Origin of the sequence: Oceanimonas doudoroffii, assembly GCF_002242685.1 — a bacterium.
GTDB classification, from domain to species: Bacteria; Pseudomonadota; Gammaproteobacteria; order Enterobacterales; family Aeromonadaceae; genus Oceanimonas; species Oceanimonas doudoroffii.
Genome location: NZ_NBIM01000001.1, coordinates 892,167 through 909,429 on the forward strand (window position 1 = coordinate 892,167; position 17,263 = coordinate 909,429).

The following is a 17,263-nucleotide window of genomic DNA, read 5'->3' on the forward strand; positions in this document are numbered from 1 at the left end:
TTAGCGTTCCCCTGACCGGCTGGAAGCCCAGTCTTCCTGCCGGTCCCAGTAGGGCTCGCCACCGAAACACGCCGAAAAATAGTCGATAAAGGCCCTGACCTTGGGGGCCAGCAGCCGTGAACTGGGATACACCGCCCAAATGGCGGTGTCGGAAACATAGGGGTATTCCTGCAGGATCTGCACCAGCTCACCCCGCCGCAAATGCTGATATACATTCCAGGTGGAGCTCATTGCGATGCCCAGGCCTGCTACACAGGCATCCCGCACCGCCTCGCCGTTGTCGATATGCAGGCTGCCGCCGGTTTTAACATTGAGCGGCCCATTCGGGGTCTCAAAGGTCCAGTGCTCCAGCCCCATCAGATTAACGCACTGATGCTCGCCCAGTTCCTGCGGCGTGGCGGGCTCGCCAAATCTGGCCAGATAAGCCGGTGACGCACAGATGATTCGCCGGTCAGACGCCAGCCTGCGGGCGATCAGGGTGGAGTCCTTCAGCTCGGCATTGCGAATGGCAATATCAAACCCGCCCTCGACCATATCGATAATGGCGTCGCTCAGCTTCAGATCCACCTTCAGCTCGGGATACTGCGACAAAAATCCGTTCATCGCCGGGATCAGGTGCATGCGGCCAAAGGACGCCGGAGCCGACACCCTCAGGGTACCGGTGGGTGAGGCTTTCCCCGCTCCCACTGACGCACAGGCGGCCTCCACCGACGACAGCACTTCTTCCGCATGGGGCAGAAACGCCTTGCCCTCTTCGGTCAGGGATACCTTGCGGGTGGTGCGGTGCACCAGTCTCACCCCCAACCCTTCTTCCAGCTTGCTGATATACGAGCTGGCCACCGCCGGCGACAGGGCCAGTTCCTGGCCTGCCAGGCTGATGTTATGGGTTACGGCCAGCCGTACGAATAACCTGAGGTGCTCTACTTTCATGCGCATTCTCAACAAAAGGGCGAAATTCACCCAAGAATATAAGCGATTACTCTAGCTTTACCTAACAGTCCGTCTGGCAACCTGCCCGTTGTTCGAACCAAAGCCACGCAGCCCGGCCTCACGGTAAGGCTCGAGGGCACTTATATTTTTAATAAAAAATAAAAACTGATTGGTAATTTTCCAGCATTATCATGAATTGAATGGTCGGCTAAAGTGAATCGGTGCAATCCAACAGAGGTAACAACCGATGAAAGCAATGGTAATCCGCGCATTTGGTGGCCCCGAGGCATTCGAGCCGGCCGAGATGGACAAACCCGACCTCAACCCCGGCCATGTGCTGGTGAAAGTCGCCGCGACCAGCGTTAACACCATAGACCTGATGATCCGTCAGATGGGAGCGGATCTGCCGTTTGCTCCCGCACTGCCCGCCGTGCTGGGCATGGACTTTGCCGGTACCATAGTGGCCATTGGTGAGGGTGTGACCGAATATACGGTGGGAGATGAGGTCTATGGCTGTGCCGGTGGCCTGGGGGAGCTGCAGGGCACCCTGGCCGAATATATGCCGGCCGACGCCCGGCTTATTGCCCGCAAGCCCGCCAACCTGTCGATGCGCGAGGCGGCGGCCCTGCCCCTGGTGGGAATCACCGCTTTTGAGGCCCTCACCCGGGCCGGTACCGGCAAGGGGCAACGTGTGCTGGTGCATGGCGGTGCCGGAGGCGTGGGTCACGTTGCCGTACAATTGGCCCGTCATTTTGGTGCCGAGGTGTTTGCCACCGGCGGCGGTGACAAGCAACTGTCACTGATCGAAAAGCTCGGAGCCAAAGGTATTAACTACAAAACGGAAAAGGTTGCCGACTATGTGGCCAGTCATACTCAAGGCGCGGGTTTTGACGTGATTTTCGATACCGTTGGCGGCGCCAACCTGCTGAATTCTTTTGATGCTGCCGCCCTGAACGGCCAGGTTGCCACCACCCTGTCTCTGGCCGAGCTGGATCTGTCGGTGGTGCACTTCAAAGGCTTGTCTTTGCACGTGGTATTTATGCTGCTCCCGATGATCCACAACCATGCCCGCTCTGTCCATGGCCGCATCCTGGCCGAATTGACAACCCTCGCAGAAGCCGGTGGCCTTCGTCCGGTTGTGGATGAGCACCGCTTCGGCCTGAGGGACGCAGGTAAGGCACATGAACGCCTGGCCAGTGGCCAGGCCATGGGCAAAGTGGTGATTGAACTCTAGGGCCGGGGGTTATAACCGGAGTAAGATCCTGGCAAGCCCCCTCCTAACAAAAGCCCCTGCACTGCAGGGGCTTTTCATTTACTCAGGAAGCAGGAATGATTTAACGCGATTCTAAATAACGATATTAACAGGTTTAAAATAAGCAACTTAGAAACAAATAATCGGATGGTGCCATGCAAAATACCACGCACAGGCTGTTTATAAACCTTTACCGATGTTAGATGGCGGCCCTACCTCTGGAGTCAGCAAGGCCACCTTACTGTTCACACTAACGTTTTGTTCATGAATCATGAAAAAATCAAAACAATGAACAACAAGAGCGGTGAGAGGAGCCGTTGCCCCAAGTGATACAGCCACTTGGTCATATACCGCATTTTTGCTGTGCCATTCATAATGGGCTGCAACCAGCAACCCATTACAAACCTGGTGACCAATGCACACCAATCAGCTGGCCGCCTCGTTTAATATCGAAAACCTGGCCGCCGCGCTTAACACTGCCAAAACCGAAGCGGTAACGATGTTCAGGTGCCGCCCCACACCAAAGCGGGACCCGGGAACGCCGGGTATGGCCGCCTCTACAATAGCCAGTGCCTCTGCATCAGAGCCCGCGCCCAGGCTGCGCTCCTCATAACTATCGATACGCAACGGCAGTCCCAACGCAGCCACAGTGGCGGAGATCAACCCTTTGCCTGTTCCTTCGACAGTGTTGATATTGCCATTCGCATCCGCAATATCCAGGGTAATGCCTTGGCCGTCTGCATGTTCGTACAGGCGATGGCCGCGATAGGTGAAGCCGGACTGTTCCCGTATCAAAGCAAAATAAGTGCTCTCGAACAGCTCCCAGATTTGCTCGCTGCTCAGCTCCGTTTCACTGGTGTCGGCCAAAGCCTGAACAACAGAGCTGAATTCCACTTGCATGCGACGGGGCATGGTGATGCCGTGATCCCGTTGCAGTAAAAACGCGATACCGCCTTTTCCCGACTGGCTGTTAACGCGCACTATGCTGTCGTAAGTACGCCCCAGATCCTGTGGGTCGACCGGCAGATAAGGAACCCGCCAGGGCATATCGGCCTGCTGCGCATCAAATCCCTTGGCGATGGCATCCTGATGAGAGCCCGAGAACGCCGTAAACACCAGATCGCCCACATACGGATGACGTGGGTGCACAGGCAAGGCCGTACATTCCTCAGCCACACGGGCAACGGCTGCAATATCGGAAAAATCCAATCCGGGTGCAATGCCCTGGGTATACAGGTTCAACGCCAGCGTGACTATATCAACATTGCCGCTGCGTTCACCGTTGCCAAATAGGCAGCCCTCAACCCGTTGCGCGCCGGCCAGCATGGCTTGCTCGGCGCAGGCCACCCCCGTTCCCCTGTCGTTGTGAGGATGCACGGACAGAACAACATGCTCGCGGCGCTCCAGCCGCCGATCCATCCATTCGATTTGATCGGCAAAGACATTGGCCGTGGAGACTTCTACCGTGGTCGGCAGATTGACGATCATCGGTCGCAGCGGCCCGGCATCCCAGACGCGGATGGCGGCGTTACACATGGCCAGCGCGACATCCGGCTCAGCCATGTTGAATGTCTCGGGCGAGTACTGCAAAACCCATTCCGTCCCTGGATGGTCGGCCGTCAGTTGCTTAAGCAGCCCAATGTGGCGTTCCACCATTTCTATCATCTGGGGCACGCTCATGCCGAACACGATGTCACGCCAGGCGGGCGCAATGGCGTTATAAACATGCACAATGACACGCCGTGCACCCGCCACACTGCGTACCGTCTCGGTGATTAAGTCATCGCGTAATTGCGTCATCACCATGGGGGTAACGTCTTCAGGGATCTGGTCTGCTTCAATGAGATGGCGCACAATCTCGAAGTCGGTGCGCGAGGCCGCGGGAAAGCCTATTTCAATTTCTTTAAAACCGATCCGCACCAGTTCATGGAACAAGTGCAGCTTGCGTTCGCGGTTCATTGGCTCAAAGAGTGCCTGATTGCCATCGCGCAAATCCGTGGACAACCAGACCGGCGCTTGCGTCAGGGTACGGGACGGCCATTGACGATCGGCCAGATTAACCGGAGAAACAGGACGATATTTACGGGAAGGATCAGCCAGCATTAAAAATACTCCAAAAGAATCGGTTAATTCCTGATTCCCCTGGCTCGAAACAAGCTGACGATGGTCGGGGTCAGGGGAAATCAGGATGGGTCGCAGCACGAGTAAATACGTGCGGACCCCGACCAGGAGCCAGCGTTAGTCGCTGTGGCGAAAGATCAAAATTGAACATGGGGAATGAGATCCGGTGATTTGCCTAGACCCAATATTAGACTTGTACAATTTGTCTAACTACATAAAAATGGACAGATACTTTATCCAAATAGACAAATTTTCTCTGTATGGGTTTTTCCTCTCCTGAAGACGGCAGTCATGCACTTGATCTCAGCCTGGAAGAAGCCAGCGGTCTGCCAATCTTTGGTGTGGCGGTGCACTACCCTGCCGGTCATGTCGTTCCCATGCACACGCATTCGCATGGTCATTTAATTTATGCAGATCGGGGTTTGCTGCGGGTAGAAGCGGAAAGTGGTCAGTGGCTGGTTCCTCCCACTGCAGCGGTCTGGTTACGGTCAGGTGTTGAACACCGTCTGGTTGTTCCGGTGGCGCTGCAAGCACACGGTCTGTTCGTGCACAATGATATCTGCGCCCGCCTGCCGGAGGCAGATTGTGTGATACATGTTTCCAGTTTGGTAAGAGAGTTGATCATGGCATTGACCCAGGCCGACAAACAGAGCCTGTCTGCTACCCGCATGGGTTTACTGGGCGAACTTTTGATCGAGGAAATACATGCCCAGCCTGCCCTTCCCTTCCATCTTCCCTGGCCTGCAGGCAATGCCGACAGCCCGATACAGCGAGTGTGCCAGTCACTGCTGAACAACCCTGGCGATGTAACCACCGCCACCGGATGGGCTGACAAACTGGCAATGGGCGATAAGACTTTTCACCGGCGTTTTCTGCAATCAACCGGCATGACCTTTGGTAAATGGCGTCAACAACTGCGGTTAATGTCGTCACTCACGCTATTGCTAAAGGGAGTACCCATCACTCAGGTAGCACTGGCGAGTGGTTACGAGAGCCATAGTGCTTACACTACGGCGTTCAGCAAACAGTTTGGTCAGCCACCCTCTGTATTTTCAGCAAAACTATAACGCCATGCTCAATAGCCATTCGATATTTCGCATGGGCAATATATAAAAAAACATGAGCAGTCGACTTGGGATAATATTAAAAACCATATAGACATTCTGTTTAAAAGGGAAAAACTCCAGCTTCCTCAGAAGAAATAGAAAGTTGTCACCTTATAAAAATATAAAGGTGAAAACCAAATAGAAACCTAAGCGACTTCATTAGGCCAAAGCTGTCACTTTACTCTGCATATAAAAACAATAAATCACAGGGATTTATATATCGCATTCAAGTACATACTATGCTCTTTACCATAAACAATTTTTTCTTTCCTATCTCAATGCGCACCGTTAACTCTGGTCGAGTCTCAGTCAACCTTCACTTCGTCGACGCTCCGGTACAGACACCACAGTGTGATTCATGGTGTTGTCCTTCTCCAGCGGATCTGTTTCGGTTTTTATTCCTGATCTGTTCCTGTTTTCCTGTTGGCGACGTAGGTTTAATATCACGGTTTGAGAATGGATGTTCAAAGTCATATACAGGATGCCCGCTATGGAAATTTGTCACCTGGATCGACCGGTTTCGGATCAAGAACGTGCCGAGCGGCTGTTCGCCGGCGATTTGCTGATCTACCGTAATATTCCCGCCATGTCTGAGCTGGTGTCCTACAGCGATAAGCATCTGCGAGAGGCTCTGGATGGACGAGATCCGACAACGGCACAACAGCATTTCTCGAGAGAAGCCTTTATCGAACGAACGGGAAAAGTTCAGACAGCGTTTCGTACCAGCGAAGCGCCCAAGACAATGTTCTTTCGAGCCCTGAAGTCATGCGGTGTCGACCTGAATGAAACCTATTATGATCATTTTCCAATGCGGGTGGTGCCCTACTCCGATCAGCACCAGGGTGCACTGCGAGCCGCCATCGGTCATCATCGAGATACCTGGGGCAGCAATATTCAAAGTCAGATCAACTGGTGGGCACCGCTCTACCCACTGGAAGAGGAGCGCACCATCGCCTTTTACCCGCGTTACTGGGATCGTTATCTGGCCAATAATACGTCAACCTGGAGTTTTGATGACTACCTGGCAACACGAAAGCGAACACCGATAGAACGCCAGGTCAACTACCCTTCTGCTCCTCACCCGACTGAAGCCGTCGACGAATCCGACGTGGTTAAAGTTGTATTGCAACCGGGTGATATCCTGAATTTTTCCAGCGCTCATCTGCATGCAAGTGTCGTGAATATCACGAACGCAACGCGTTTCAGCGTCGAAATGCGCACTATCAATCGTCAGGATCTGCGATTGGGGCGTGAGGCGCCAAACCAGGACAACGCGGCGGCAACTCCCATGTATAGTTGGTTCCGCTCAATTCTAGATAAAAGCCCCTTGGTAGTTTGAGACAGTCGATATATCCGATGTTGCGGCTGCAGTGCGAAAGCGATTTGCTTGACTGAAATACCATTATTGAAAAATGAGATATCTAGATGTTTCCACCAACCAGTGAAGTATGTGGCAGCCCCAAAAACTGCACTCTTCATCTCAACGCTCTTTTATTCTTCGAATGACGGTTCGGTAATCAGCAACAAGAGCTTGTCTCTGGCTTCAGGTGGCGCAAATTGGTATTGGCTCTCACTTATGGCATCGCAAACCGATAATACCAAGTTAAATACCACGCTCAAGCCGTGCTTCCCGCTGCTAATTGTTGCCAGACTGTAGTGGCCAACTAATCCGGACAGTAAATTAGGCCGGTTCTCGGCCTGAACCGGCGACCGCCCGTCATTATGTAGATGGGGGCGGCAAAGAGTCCATAGACACCTTCGCCAGTTGTTCACGCTTCTCGATCAGGAAATCCGTAAGTGCCCTTATCTTGGCTGGCATTTGTGCGCGTGACGGCACATACAGATAAAAACCGGGAGACGGCTTACACCAAGGGCCAAGCACCCTTATCAGCCGACCTTCGGCCAGATGCTCGTGAATGCACAGATCCAGATATTTAATCAGGCCTACGCCCTGCAACGCAGCGTTCAGCATGTTCTCGTCATCATTGAATACCGCATTGCCTTTAGGTTCGAACACTAAAGTGCGCTTCTCGGCATCGGGAGAAGTAAACGACCAACGGTCAATCGTACCGCTGGATGTGAAACGGTAGGCAAGGCAGTTGTGCTGCATCAGATCTGCTGGCGTTTTGGGTATGCCGTGCCGTTCAAAATATTCCGGCGACCCAACAATGGCCATCTCAAGGGGGGGCGTTACGGGCACTGCCACCATGTGCTCGTCCAGGCTCGCACCCAGTCGAATGCCGGCGTCCATTCCGTCAGCCACAATATTTGATAAACCGTCATTCATTACCAGCTCCAGCCGTACCTTGGGATGGCGCGAGAGAAATTCGCCCATATGCGGCTCGATCAGCAACCTGGTGGCAATGCGAGAAGCGTTCATGCGGATCAAGCCCGAAGGTTCGACATGGGTTTCCCCCAGTTCCGACACCGCACGTTCGATGGCCATCAGCGCCGGCTCCAAGACATCCAACAAGCGCTGGCCTTCCTCGGTCAGAGACATATGCCGTGTCGTACGGTTAAGCAGCCGCACATTTAAGTGCTGCTCTAATCCTTTCAGATGCTGAGACAAGGCTCCACGCGTTACCTCCATCTCTGTGGCGGCTTTGGTGAAGCTGCGGTGACGGGCGATATGGGCAAACCACGTCAGGGAAGCAAGAAGTGCAGGCTCGATTTTCATTTGTATAGTCTAGCTAAACACTCATGTCTCTAAAAGGGCGTTTATTAAACCCAATCACTTTCCTACTATTTGTGCTAATCCCTATATCACAACCCCGTTTGTAGGAGACTCCATATGCCTAACGTCACTTTCAAGAACCTCAACGGCCAGGGCATCACCATGGCCGCCGTTATCAACGTCCCCGCAGGCTTCGACGAGAGCAAACAGTACCCTGCTGTTGTTGTATCTCACCCCGGCGGCGGTGTGAAGGAACAAGCTGCCGGCCTGTACGCCAAAAAGCTGGCTGAGCACGGTCTGATCAGTATCGCGTTTGATCGCTCCTATCAAGGGGAAAGCAGCGGAGAACCGCGCCAACTGGAAAACCCCTACATCAGCACCGAAGACGTCAGCGCCGTGGTGGACTACCTGATCACACTGCCCTACGTAGACAGTGACAAGATTGGAGCCATGGGCATCTGTGCCGGTGCTGGCTACAGCGCCAATGCTGCAATCAATGATCGCCGTATCCGGGCACTTGGCATGGTCAGCGCGGTGAACATCGGCCAGATGTTCCGTAATGGCTGGGATGGCTCCGTCAAGGATGCCGAGGCTCTGCCCTATATAGAGGCAGGTACGCACGCCCGTACCGCCGATGCCAGGGGCAACGACATGGCCGTTATGCCCCTGGCCCCGATGAAGGAAGAAGACGCCCCCAACAACGAACTGCGTGGCGCCTGGGAGTATTACCACACCCCTCGTTGCCAGCACCCTAACGCCCCTGGCTTTACCCTGGCACGCTGCCTGACACAAATCATCACTTATGACGCCTACCACAAGGCTGAGGCCTTTCTGACCCAGCCGATCCTGGCGGTGGCAGGCAGCAACGCGGGCAGCAAGTGGATGAGTGACGATCTGCTCGCCCGCGCTGCCAGTACCGACAAGACACTGCACATTGTTGAAGGTGCCGATCACATGGACCTATACGATGTACCCAGGTACGTGGATGAGGCCATTTCGAAGCTGGCACCGTTCTTCCTGACCAAGCTGAAGTAATCCTGATCAGGGGCGTACCTGCCCCATCATTAATTTAATGGAGCCCGACATGAATTCCGTCCAGACTGTCGCCTATCAGAACCTGGGGTGGGAAACCGCCGCCGATCTCTACCTGCCGCCCGGCTTTGACGAGCACAACAAATACCCTGCCATTGTCAGTACCCACCCTATCGGCAGTTGCAAGGAGCAGACTGCCGGCAACATCTACGCCAAGGGCCTGGCTCAGGAAGGCTTCATTGTGCTGGTGCACGATGCGAGCTTCCAAGGTGCCAGCGGCGGAACGCCACGCGGCATTGAAGATCCGTCTATTCGGGTGTCTGACATTCGTTTTGCCGTGGATTACCTTCAATCGCTGCCCTACGTCAATGCCGACCGTATCGGTGCGATTGGTGTGTGCGGCGGCGGGGCCTACACGGTGCATGCAGGAATAACCGATCATCGCCTCAAGGCGCTGGTGTCCATCACCGGAGTGAATTATGGCCGCCTGATCCGCGAAGGTTTTGCCCAGTTCAAGCCGCGCGAATTGGCGCAACACATTGCCGGGATGCGTACTGAGCAGGCCCAGGGCACGGCGCGTGAGGTGACCGACCTGCTGCCCGAATCGGTAGATTCGGCAAAACAGGCCGGTATTACCGACATTGATGTGCTCGAAGCCACCGAGTACTACAAAACAGCCCGCGGCCAGCAGCCGAACGGCACCACCAGCCAGCTGATGTCGTTCAGTGGTGCCGCCATGGGCTGGGATGCTTTTACCCATGCCGAAGTGCTGCTGACGCAGCCGCTGATGATCGTTATCGGCGACAAGCCTGGCGGTTTCGGCGCCTACCGTGATGGCTGGGAAATCTACGGTCGTGCCGCATCGGAAAACAAGCACATCGTGGTGGCCGAAGGTTGGTCGCACTATGATCTGTACGACAAACCCGAGCCGGTGGGTATCGCCTTGGCCCAGGTGGTACCCTTCTTTAAGGAGAACCTCTAACAGGCATGCCGTAATGTCTTCCCTGAAGCGCGCGCTGCAGAAAGCGGCGCTTCCATCGTTTAACCAGGACAATAGATGTTGAGGTGCAGCTCTGTGAAGTCACTGTCATTCATGCACTGGAGCCTTATTGTGCTCGTGCTGGCCATTGTCGTTATATCGGGTGTATTACTCGCCGTGACCTGGACTGAAAAGCGACAGGCCCGCCAACTGAAAGGCAAACTTCCCTTTGCGGGCACCTTGGTCACGGACTCCCGTACGGCTGTGGTGTATTTCTCGCGCTCGGGCAACACTGCACTGGCTGCCCGCCATGTCGCCGCACGGATCAATGCACAGCTATTCCCCCTGGAAGCACCAGACTACCAGCTCGGCCTCAGCGGCCTGGCCCACGCCCTTAAGGACGCCAACGCACTGAAAACCGAACCAGAGGCACTGCCCGACATCACCCCGCATGTCCTTGACATGACCCCCTTCGAGAGTATTTGGCTCGGTTCACCGGTGTGGCTCTACAGTCCTGCTCCGCCGATCTGGGCCTTTCTTGAACACAACCGCTTCGATGGCCAGCATGTAGTGCTCTTCAATACCTTTAATAGTCATTTCAGCGATGAATATATTGAGAAGTTCAGGGCCAAGGTAATGGCCCGCGGCGCACGTTCATTTGAGCATCGGCACGTGTTACGTGGCCGGATGACACAGCAACTGACCCCCGACGACATGCTCCGGCTCATTGAGGATGAGTGGCTCGATGGTTAGCAAAGCATCATTACCGGCCCGTATGCTTTAAAAGCCGGTATTGTAGAACCCGAACACTGCTAGAAACGGGCCTATTCCAGTGCCTCCCCCACACCAGATAGCACAAGGCTTGATAAAGCCCACATAATAAAAAGCCCCTGCATGCAGGGGCTTTTATCATTCACCGATAACCGGGTTTATTCCCACTCGAATATCAATGAGAAAAAAATAAGATTACATAACAGCTAGTTAGAAAAATGGTCGTTATCGATACCATCATCTATACCATGCGCAGAATTTTTTTGATTTTTTGCGTCTCGTCGACGTTTTAGTTCGGCTTTGGCCCAAGCAGAGGATTCTGCCATATCACGACGAAGCTTTTGTTTCTCTTCAGCAGTGAGCGGGCGCGATGCAACTCTATCCACCTTGTATCTCCAACTTGTCGTTGTACATTTTAGATAGCGTATCAAAACATGAGTTACCAGCAAGGAACCTTAAGTGTATTTTTAGATTATTTTTCATACACATCTTGAAAACCACTAGCATTGACCAAATAGTGTACAGCGAGGAATAACCTCATCATAAAAAAGGATAAAATCATGGGTTTGAAACCAGGGCCAAAACCAATAGCCAAGTCGACCGGCAAACCAGATCAACGTCGACGTGACAACAAAAAAACTCCAGGCAACACTCCGAGCTTAAAACCGAGTAAATCCTCGATCAAGTAACTCTACCTCAATATCGAGTCAGAGTAAGCTGTACTAACTCTTGTTGCTAAAACAAGCAAAAATGAATAAATCTAAAACAGAAATGCCCCATTCGGTGTTAAGACCAAAACTTACTACCTCTGTACGCAGCTAATTTGCCTGAATTTTTCTAATGTTAATGTGTCGCAGACAGACATAAGAGTGCCACAAAACTTAGGCCACATGACTCTAAAGAATACCGTTTATATTAGGTTTTAGAATAGACATAACGAAAGCGATGAGATTTCATCGCTTCCTTTTAGGTCACTATTTTTAGTTAAGCTCTAATGGATTTGGCCCCATGCGGTAGCCTTTATCCAGATTAGCAATTTCAGCCATATCTGCTTTAGATAACTCAAAATTGAACACATCCAAGTTACTTTCAATTCGTTCAGGTATTACTGATTTCGGGATCGCAACGTTACCCAATTGGATATGCCAACGAATAATGACTTGCGCCGCTGTTTTTCCGTGTTTAGTCGCAATCGTACCGATGACCGGGTTGCTTAGAACTTTGCCTTGACCCAAAGGACTCCAAGCTTGAGTCACGATGTTATTTTCACTGTGGAATTTGCGTAGCTCTGATTGCTGAAAGTAAGGGTGCAGCTCAATCTGGTTAATCACCGGAGTAATACCGGTTTCATCAATCAGTTTCTGGAGGTGATCAGTATTAAAGTTTGAAACGCCAATGGAGCGGACTTTTCCTTCTTTTTGTGCTTCAATCAATGCTCGCCAGCTTTCAAGATATAAGTTTTTTTCAGGTGCTGGCCAGTGGATGAGTAGCATATCAACATAATCCAGTTGAAGGCGTGCCAAGCTTGCATCTAACGAAGTCTTTGTCGCCTCAAATCCTTGAGCGTCGTTCCAGATTTTTGTCGTAATAAACATCTGGTCGCGAGCAATACCGGAGTCTTTTATTCCTTTGTCTACACCTTCTTCATTCTGGTAAATCGAAGCAGTATCAATATGGTGATAACCTGACTTTAGTGCATGGCTAACCGCAGTTCTTGCTTGATCTTGACTAACCTGCCAAACGCCCAGACCAATCTGTGGAATAGTATTGCCATCCGACAATTGAATAAATGCTTGTTCGTTTTTCATAACGTTATCACCTTAAGTTATTACGTGAGATTATTATCAGTATTTATTCACTGATAATTTAGAGTTCATTCTGGGCAATTTCTTGCTGTCCACGAGCAGTTTGATAGTTTTGATAGATCATGGAGAAAGCCATGAGTAGCAACCCTAAAATGGCAAGTACACTTGCTACCCAGCCGGTTGATGCCCATCCAAAACCATAAGCAATGGAAAGCCCCCCAAAACTGGCACCAATCGCATTTGAGATATTGAATGCACTGTGATTTAACGCTGCCGCTAGAGTTTGAGCGTCTCCCGCGACTTCCATTAATCGTACCTGTAGTGCTGGAACTAACGCGAACCCACAACCAATCATAAATAGTGTTATGAGCGTCCCAATAACACTGGACGCTAATAGAGCGAAGAGAGCCAGACTGACCAGGTTCCAGATCATAATGATGAAAATGGTTCGGATCAGATTTTGGTCCGCCATTCTACCTCCAATGATATTGCCACAGACCATACCAGTCCCCCATAACGCTAAAACCATAGGTACGTCATTGAGTTCAAGTCCGGTCACTTCAGTTAAGGTTGGCGTGATATAGCTGTAAACAGCAAACATACCGCCAAAACCAATAGCAGCAGTCGCTAACGTTAGCCAAACCAGTGGCCGGGTTAAACCTTTTAGTTCTGACCTTGGACTGGCTTTACTGTCGGGTTGAATTTCCGGAATGAAGTACATAAACAGAGCGACTGTGATAAATCCTGAGAAGGTGAGAGTCCAGAACGTTGCTCTCCAGCCTAAATGTTGCCCAATCCAAGTTGCAACCGGTACTCCTATCACATTGGCCGCTGCAAGTCCTGCCATGACATACCCTGCGGCTTGTGCTTTTTTATTATCAGCGACTAAAGAGGCTGCGACTAAACAAGCAACACCATAGTAGGCTCCATGAGGAAGTCCTCCAATGAATCGACCGATTAAAAGTGATTGATGACTCCACGCCGCAGCGCTTAAGGCATAACCAGCAGAAAATAGAACCAGCAACGCTATCAATAACACTCTGCGAGGCCAGCGTGCAGCTAAGATGGCGAGCGCCGGAGCGCCTATCACCACTCCCAGAGCATAGGCACTGATATAGGAGCCAGCATCAGGGATAGATATGTTCATGGTGCTGGCCAGATCGGGCAGCAAACTCATGGACACAAACTCGCCGGTACCAATGAACAATCCGCCAAAGGCTAAGGCAATAAAGGCCGCAAAGAGTCCATGAGGTGGAACGGGTCTGGTTAGCGCCTGGTTGTTATTCGTAGCCATACAAATATCACTCTTTTTCAATTTATTAGGGATGAAGTGTGCTGCTCATTTATTCTTTAGATTGGATAAATGACTGGAACGCTTCTTTATATTCAGGGTGCCAGCGAGATAAGGCTGGACGGTTTTTAATCATGTCGTCAGCGGTCCACTGCATTCGTTTCTGATCGAGTTCCTTAGTGACCTCGTTATCTTCACAGAAGATATAGAATTCGTTGAGGCTCAACCCTTCCAACAAACGGTCAGCAACCTGGGATGCGTTCCACGGTGCTTGTGGTTTTTCAGAAGAATCATTCATTCCTGGGAAGTTCATGGGAGTGAATGTGTAACCGGGAATGAGCAAATGAGCTGTAATGAGGTTATCCGGCAATTGTCTCAATTCATGGGACAGTTGCTCTGTCAAAACTTTCAAACCTGCTTTTGAAACAGAATAAGCCGCATTACCTGGGGGCGTTGTAATACCTTCTTTTGAACCCAGGTTCACAATAGCTGCAGGCCTTCCTTTTTGAATCAAATGCTCCGTAAACAGTGTCTGTATTTGGAGAATACTCCAGAAATTGACCTCCATTAGGTGACGCCACTGTTCAAGGTCTTGCCATGGGCCAGCGCCTTGAATGATGCCTGCATTGTTAATAATTACGGAGACATCTCCGAATTCAGTTGATGCGTGATAAAGTTTTTCCAGCGATTTAGTTGAAGTGACATCACCCAAAATAGGGTTTAGTTGAGCATTTGGATGGAGTTTGAGCAATGTACTGACGGCATGAGCCAATAGAATCCCGTCTTTATCAAACAGAACAACTTTCATTCCTTCTTTGCATAATCGCTCAGCAATGGCAAAGCCGATACCAACTGCTGCACCTGTCACGACTGCAACATTGTTTTCTCTAATAGCTGGATGATTCATAGGTTTCTCCTAATATTATTTGGATAGATACAATGTAAATTCGGTAATTTCGGCAGGAACACCTAAGCGGATGGGAAATCCATTCCACAATGCAGCCCCGTTGCTGACATATAACTGCATCGTTGGCAGTTGATATAAACCCGATATAAATCCTTGGTTAGCATACTTTGCTATCTGATTGAGCCCCCAAATCATGCCTCCGTGTGTGTGCCCAGATAGCTGAAGTGTCACCCCTTGTTTATCTGCTAATGCAGCGTCCGATGGTTGGTGTTTCATTAAAATAATCGGAACTGAACTTGGCACGTCTTTTAAAGCCGTCGGTATATCTGGAGTGGGAAAATCAAATTGCTTTGCAGATTCATCGGTGACACCTGCCAAGGTCAACAATGAGTCCCTGATGTTTAATGTACGGTGTTCATTATTTAGGATCGTAATACCCAACATCTCGAAGTGTTTGTTCCAGTCCATCGCATTAAAGTAGTACTCATGATTTCCGAGGACTCCGTAGGTACCGTAACGAGCTTTTAAGTTTTTTAATGGCTTTATATCTTTATCTCTGTCCTGGATAGTGCCATCAATGAAGTCTCCGGTTATCAAAATAAGATCTGGGTCTAACGCATTGACCTGATTGACCACCGATTTAGTCCAAGGCTCAGGAAACAAAGTGCTGACGTGTAAGTCTGTCAGTTGAACTACCCTTAGCCCATTCAAGGCTATTGGCCACTCGTGTAATGTGAGGTCAAGTTTCCGAACTTTAGGAGTCTGAATCGCGTTACTAACACCAACTCCGGCAAATGATGTTGATAGCAGCAAGGTGATAACAGAACACACATTGTGACGATGAACAGCCCACTTTTTTCTTTTATTGATAAAAAATAAGACGATAGATAAGAGATCTTTTATCAGCGTTATAGCGACGATAAGTACAAAGGTACAAAACGCCCACCCAAGTAAAATGACCAGCCATCGTGGTAACTCTGGTGAAAACATGGTTCCAAATATTTGGATTTGTATTAGGTGATATTGAGAAATGAATAGAAAAATAGTGGCAATAAACCATTTAAAAGGTTTATGTACCTTCATTGGCCCGATAAAACGCCATGACAAAAAAACGAAACCTAATGCAATATAAAGATGAAACATACCATCAAAACCAATACATCATTGTTGAACCAATATTTATAATATTAGGAATTTAATGGCTTATCTTACGTGTTTTGTACACGCTTCATTGAATTCAATTCAACTAAGGAAGCTGTGATCAAGTCTGCCGCATGAGATAATGTCCGCTGCACACGATTGGGGACATAGAGATGGATCAGCAACTTACATTCGCGGACAGCGAGTTCAGCAACAAACGCCGCCAGACCCGTAAGGAGAAATTCCTTGGCCGGATGGACAAGCTGATCCCCTGGACGCGTCTCGAAAACGTCATCGAACCTCATTATCCCAAGCCCGGTAACGGCCGCCGTCCTTATCCGTTGTCTACCATGCTGCGGATTCACTGCATGCAACAGTGGTACAACCTCAGTGATCCGGCCATGGAGGATGCGCTGTACGAGATTGCTTCCATGCGCCTGTTTGCCGGTCTGTCACTGGATAAGGCCATCCCAGATCATTCCACGATTCTGAAGTTCCGCCACCTGCTGGTACAACATGGCCTGGCACGCCAGATCTTCGACGAGGTCAATCAGTGGCTGTCCGAGGCCGGTGTGCTGCTCAAGGAAGGTTCCCTGATCGATGCCACCATCATCGAGGCCCCCAGTTCAACCAAGAACCGCAGTGGCGAGCGCGATCCTGAGATGCACCAGACGAAGAAGGGAAACCAATGGCACTTCGGGCTGAAAGCCCATATCGGCGTGGATGCCCGCACCGGTATCACGCACAGCTTCACCACTACGGCAGCCAATGAGCATGACCTGAACCAGGCAGAGCACCTGCTTCATGGTGATGAAGCGTTCATCTTTGCCGATGCGGGTTACCGAGGCGCCGAAAAGCGGGAAGAGCTGAAAGATGTCAGTACGGACTGGCACATCGCCGAACAACCCGGGCAGCTGAAGACCCTGAAAAAGCATCCTCGCATCAATAAGGTCAGAATCCGCACCGAGTATCTGAAGGCCAGCCTGCGTGCCAAGGTTGAGCATCCGTTCCGGATCATCAAGTGCCAGTTCGGCTTTGTAAAAGCCCGTTACCGTGGTCTGAAGAAAAATGACGGCAAACTGGCGATGCTGTTCGCGCTGTCAAACCTCGTGCGCGTGGTTCAGATGTTGCGAGCACAGGGTTAATCCGTCTGAAGTGCCTGAAAAGGCGCCTCGCCGATGGAAAACGCAGGATAGTGACGTCTAAATGGGGCCCCAGTTGCTACGGGTGCTGGTTGCAGCAGAAGTGGAGGCTT

14 protein-coding genes are annotated in these 17,263 nt (G+C 51.0%); 7 read left to right on the top strand and 7 right to left on the bottom strand.

The window, feature by feature from the left end:
• The gene (locus tag B6S08_RS04110) at window positions 1-930 is read right to left on the bottom strand and encodes a LysR family transcriptional regulator (RefSeq protein ID WP_094199485.1); all 930 of its coding nucleotides are present in this window, start codon (window positions 928-930) and stop codon (window positions 1-3) included.
• A 247-nt stretch (window positions 931-1,177) separates the two neighbouring features.
• Here B6S08_RS04110 and B6S08_RS04115 point away from each other — a divergent pair, with 247 nt between their 5' ends.
• Window positions 1,178-2,164: a zinc-dependent alcohol dehydrogenase family protein gene (locus B6S08_RS04115; RefSeq protein WP_094199486.1), complete on the top strand. Its 987-nt coding sequence runs from the start codon at window positions 1,178-1,180 to the stop codon at window positions 2,162-2,164.
• 444 nt (window positions 2,165-2,608) lie between these two features.
• On the opposite strand, the gene B6S08_RS04120 is transcribed toward B6S08_RS04115, so the two are convergent.
• Window positions 2,609-4,384: a 2-isopropylmalate synthase gene (locus B6S08_RS04120; protein ID WP_245849805.1), complete on the bottom strand. Its 1,776-nt coding sequence runs from the start codon at window positions 4,382-4,384 to the stop codon at window positions 2,609-2,611.
• 179 nt (window positions 4,385-4,563) lie between these two features.
• Between B6S08_RS04120 and B6S08_RS04125 the strand changes: the two genes are divergently transcribed.
• Both B6S08_RS04125 and B6S08_RS04130 read left to right on the top strand, forming a co-directional pair.
• Window positions 4,564-5,370: an AraC family transcriptional regulator gene (locus tag B6S08_RS04125; protein WP_094199488.1), complete on the top strand. Its 807-nt coding sequence runs from the start codon at window positions 4,564-4,566 to the stop codon at window positions 5,368-5,370.
• A 529-nt stretch (window positions 5,371-5,899) separates the two neighbouring features.
• The gene (locus tag B6S08_RS04130; RefSeq protein WP_094199489.1) at window positions 5,900-6,748 is read left to right on the top strand and encodes a hypothetical protein; all 849 of its coding nucleotides are present in this window, start codon (window positions 5,900-5,902) and stop codon (window positions 6,746-6,748) included.
• Between the two features lie 381 nt (window positions 6,749-7,129).
• On the opposite strand, the gene B6S08_RS04135 is transcribed toward B6S08_RS04130, so the two are convergent.
• Window positions 7,130-8,086 carry a LysR family transcriptional regulator gene (locus tag B6S08_RS04135; RefSeq protein WP_094199490.1) on the bottom strand — a complete coding sequence of 319 codons (957 nt, stop codon included), beginning with the start codon at window positions 8,084-8,086 and terminating at the stop codon, window positions 7,130-7,132.
• Between the two features lie 114 nt (window positions 8,087-8,200).
• Between B6S08_RS04135 and B6S08_RS04140 the strand changes: the two genes are divergently transcribed.
• From B6S08_RS04140 to B6S08_RS04150, 3 genes are all read left to right on the top strand, one after another.
• Entirely contained in the window at window positions 8,201-9,118 is a 918-nt protein-coding gene (locus B6S08_RS04140; protein ID WP_094199491.1) for an alpha/beta hydrolase, read from the top strand.
• Between the two features lie 49 nt (window positions 9,119-9,167).
• Window positions 9,168-10,097 (top strand): alpha/beta hydrolase, encoded by a 930-nt coding sequence (locus tag B6S08_RS04145; protein WP_094199492.1) that lies wholly within the window; start codon window positions 9,168-9,170, stop codon window positions 10,095-10,097.
• A 93-nt stretch (window positions 10,098-10,190) separates the two neighbouring features.
• Entirely contained in the window at window positions 10,191-10,847 is a 657-nt protein-coding gene (locus B6S08_RS04150; RefSeq protein WP_211284151.1) for a flavodoxin family protein, read from the top strand.
• 998 nt (window positions 10,848-11,845) lie between these two features.
• Here the strand turns inward: B6S08_RS04150 and B6S08_RS04155 are convergent.
• The 4 genes from B6S08_RS04155 to B6S08_RS04170 are packed head-to-tail and all read right to left on the bottom strand — an operon-like array spanning window position 11,846 to window position 16,011.
• Window positions 11,846-12,673 (bottom strand): aldo/keto reductase, encoded by an 828-nt coding sequence (locus B6S08_RS04155; protein ID WP_094199493.1) that lies wholly within the window; start codon window positions 12,671-12,673, stop codon window positions 11,846-11,848.
• A 58-nt stretch (window positions 12,674-12,731) separates the two neighbouring features.
• On the bottom strand, window positions 12,732-13,964 hold the full coding sequence (locus tag B6S08_RS04160) for an MFS transporter (protein WP_094199494.1): 1,233 nt from the start codon (window positions 13,962-13,964) through the stop codon (window positions 12,732-12,734).
• Window positions 13,965-14,013: 49 nt separating this feature from the next.
• A complete protein-coding gene (locus tag B6S08_RS04165) occupies window positions 14,014-14,868 on the bottom strand; it encodes an SDR family NAD(P)-dependent oxidoreductase (RefSeq protein ID WP_094199495.1) in 855 nt (284 codons plus the stop codon).
• Window positions 14,869-14,883: 15 nt separating this feature from the next.
• Window positions 14,884-16,011, bottom strand: coding sequence for a metallophosphoesterase (locus B6S08_RS04170; protein ID WP_094199496.1), 1,128 nt, complete (start codon window positions 16,009-16,011; stop codon window positions 14,884-14,886).
• 170 nt (window positions 16,012-16,181) lie between these two features.
• Here B6S08_RS04170 and B6S08_RS04175 point away from each other — a divergent pair, with 170 nt between their 5' ends.
• Window positions 16,182-17,153 (top strand): IS5 family transposase, encoded by a 972-nt coding sequence (locus tag B6S08_RS04175; protein ID WP_094199497.1) that lies wholly within the window; start codon window positions 16,182-16,184, stop codon window positions 17,151-17,153.
• The last annotated feature ends 110 nt before the right edge of the window (window positions 17,154-17,263 follow it).